Here is a 2,804-nt window from a genome sequence, read left to right on the forward strand (position 1 = left end):
ATTCACGACGACAAAACTCCGCAGGCAGGTGAGTTTCCGCAAACGCATGCTGGCCAAGGCCAAGGTGTTGCCGCCTCAGTTGGACCCGGCTGCCTATCGCAAGTGGATGGACTGGCTCATTCAAAACGCCGCCGAGGCCGACCCGCAGACCGGCGATGCCTTGGTGAGCGAGAAAAGCTGGCTTGACGACCTGCCTGAGCTGGCCGGCTGGCAAAATGAAACACCGCCTCCAGAGACCAGCTAAGAGCGGCGACAGTATCCAAATGCAAGCAGCGATGGCACTCGTTGCGTTTGCCATGCCTGCCAGTTTCGGCACACATTGATGGCGAAGGTAGTCTGACCAGAGCTGGCTCGCTGGCAATCAGAATTGAAATGAGACCACATGGACCGCTTCGACCTCGGCACCTACCGCCGTCCCATCTCCACTCGTTCTTCAGAAACCCAGCGTTGGTTCGATGTTGGCCTCAACTGGTGCTACGGCTTCAACCATGAGGAAGGCATCAAGTGTTTTGAGAAGGCGCTCGAAACAGATCCTAAATGTCCGATGGTGCATTGGGGCATCGCCTATGCCGCCGGACCTTTCTACAATCTGACCTGGAAAGAACATGGCGAGGCCGAGGCCGACAGCGCGACCAAGCGCTGCTTCGAGCATGTCCAGCTGGCCCGGGCCAATGCGGCTTCCGCCAACGAGATCGAGAAGCGGCTGATCGAGGCGCTGGCCGCCCGCTTTCAGAAGCCATACCGGGTGAGCCCAGAGGAATTCGAACGGTGGGATGATAGCTATGCCGCCGCGATGCGGCTTGTGTATCGGGACTGTCCCGACGACCATGATGTGATGGCACTGCTGGTCGAAGCGCTGATGATGCGCACGGTGCGGCGGCTGTGGAACCTCAAGACCGGCGCGCCGGCGCCGAATTCCGATGTCGTCGAGGCGCTCGACGTCTGCGAACGGTCGGTCCGGCTTGCCGATGAGGCCGGCGCAGCACAGCATCCGGCGATCGTCCACCTGCACATCCATCTGCTGGAAATGTCCACCATGCCGGAGCGCGGCATGCGGTCAGCGGATCTGCTCGGCGAAATGTGCCCCGATGCCGGGCACATGAACCACATGCCGGGGCACATCTATGTGCTGTGCGGCGAGTATGAGAAAGCCAAACGCGCCAGCGAAAAGGCGGTACGCGCCAACGACCTCTATCTCGCCTATGCGGACGAGCCGACCTACTATTTGCTCGGCTGCTGCCACGATCTGCACCTGATGATGTTCACCTGCATGTTGTCGGGCCAGTACCAGCCTGCACTGTGGGCCGCCGATCGAGTGCGCAGCCTGGTCGCGCGCGACGTGGTCGCCATCCCCGGCCGGCCCAAGCTCACGCAGACGGTGGAAGGCTACCATGCGATGAAATCGCATGTGCAAGTGCGCTTCGGCCGCTGGCAGGAGATCATCGACGAACCGGCGACCGCGGAGCCAGGCCTCTATGTGCTGACGGCGGCCATGCAGCACTACGCCAAGGGTGTGGCGCATGCGACGCTTGGGAATTTCGCTGAAGCCGAGCGCGAGCGCGAAGTGTTCCATCGGCATCTGAAAGGCATTGCGCCCGAGCGGCGCTTCCTCAGCAACCCGGCGCAGGCTTCGCTGGCTGTCGGTGTCGCCCTGCTCGACGGCGAGCTGGCGTACCATCAGGGCCGGCATGACGAGGCCTATGGCCATTTGCGGCAGGCGGTCGAGCTTGACGACAATTTGTCCTACACCGAACCGTGGGCCTGGATGCACCCGCCGCGCCATGCGCTGGCGGCGCTGCTTCTCGACCAGGGCCACGCGCAGGAAGCAGAACAGGTCTATCGCGACGATTTGGGCCTGAGCGGCACGGTGCAGCGCTGCGCCCAGCACCCGAACAATGTCTGGGCACTGCACGGGCTGGTGGAATGCCTGAATCGGCGCGGCGAGACTGATGAATTGCCGATATTGCAGACAAGCCTTGCCGCGGCGCTGGCCAGGGCGGATGTGCCGATCACCTCGTCCTGCCTGTGCAGGACGAGCGCGCAGCAAGGCTGCTGTCACTGACGCGAAGTCAGCCTGCCGCCATTGTTGCGGCCGATCGGCTCGCCAAACAAATTGTCGGCCGATCATCGTTGGCGGTGGAAACCTCGCCGCCCGGTCGTGTCACCTGCCGATCAGCCCAGGCTCCACGCTTTGTCTCGTACCACGCCTTCCTCGATCAGCACCGAGCAGTCTATCTCATCGTGAAGTTGGGCGTTTGGGTCGGACAAAAGCCAGGAAGCATAGGACCGAAGCTGCTTGAGCCTGGCTGTTTTCTCAAGCCGGGCCTGGCGCTCATCCTCGGCTGCCGGTCTTCTGTCCTTCTGGGCAGGAAATTGCATGCTGGCTCTCCTCGGTCACCGAGCTGCGCTTCGATTGAAGCCAACACATGCGCTGGCGAGAGTCGCCATCCATCTGGATGATGGCGGACCCTTATCAACAATGCACCCGCGCCACCGCCGGGTGCTCCCTGGTCCGGGTTCGCTGCGGCGCATCGGCACTCGGCAGTCGGACGCAGCCAGGGGAATGGAACCAGATCGGCCGTGCGACGTCATAGAAGCAGGTGCTCATACAGGAGTGTGACCTCCATGATCAGGCTCGTTCTTGCCGCTGCCGCCATGCTCGTCATGGCATGGGACGCAACGGCGGCGGCAAAACTGGACGCGGCCACTGTCAACAACGCCCAATTTGACGGCAGCGAAGCGAAAGGCGTCAGTGCGACCGTGCTGAAGGCGCAAATCCTCCTGGATCGTGCACGCTGCTCGCC

2 protein-coding genes and 2 pseudogenes are annotated in these 2,804 nt (G+C 62.4%); 3 read left to right on the forward strand and 1 reads right to left on the reverse strand.

The window, feature by feature from the left end; translation table 11 throughout:
- Together EN939_RS39320 and EN939_RS26320 are read left to right on the forward strand one after the other, a co-directional pair.
- A pseudogene (locus EN939_RS39320) lies at positions 1–244 on the forward strand (hypothetical protein); the annotation flags it as partial.
- A gap of 138 nt (positions 245–382) precedes the next feature.
- The gene (locus EN939_RS26320) at positions 383–2,062 is read left to right on the forward strand and encodes a tetratricopeptide repeat protein (RefSeq protein ID WP_127270689.1); all 1,680 of its coding nucleotides are present in this window, start codon (positions 383–385) and stop codon (positions 2,060–2,062) included.
- 110 nt (positions 2,063–2,172) lie between these two features.
- Here EN939_RS26320 and EN939_RS26325 read toward each other — a convergent pair whose 3' ends face one another.
- Positions 2,173–2,379 (reverse strand): hypothetical protein, encoded by a 207-nt coding sequence (locus tag EN939_RS26325; protein WP_164749017.1) that lies wholly within the window; start codon positions 2,377–2,379, stop codon positions 2,173–2,175.
- 237 nt (positions 2,380–2,616) lie between these two features.
- On the opposite strand from EN939_RS26325, the pseudogene EN939_RS38180 reads away from it, so the two are divergent.
- Positions 2,617–2,804 (forward strand): annotated as a pseudogene (locus tag EN939_RS38180) (hypothetical protein); the annotation flags it as partial.

Origin of the sequence: Mesorhizobium sp. M7A.F.Ca.CA.002.05.1.1, assembly GCF_003998335.1 — a bacterium.
Lineage (GTDB): Bacteria > Pseudomonadota > Alphaproteobacteria > Rhizobiales > Rhizobiaceae > Mesorhizobium.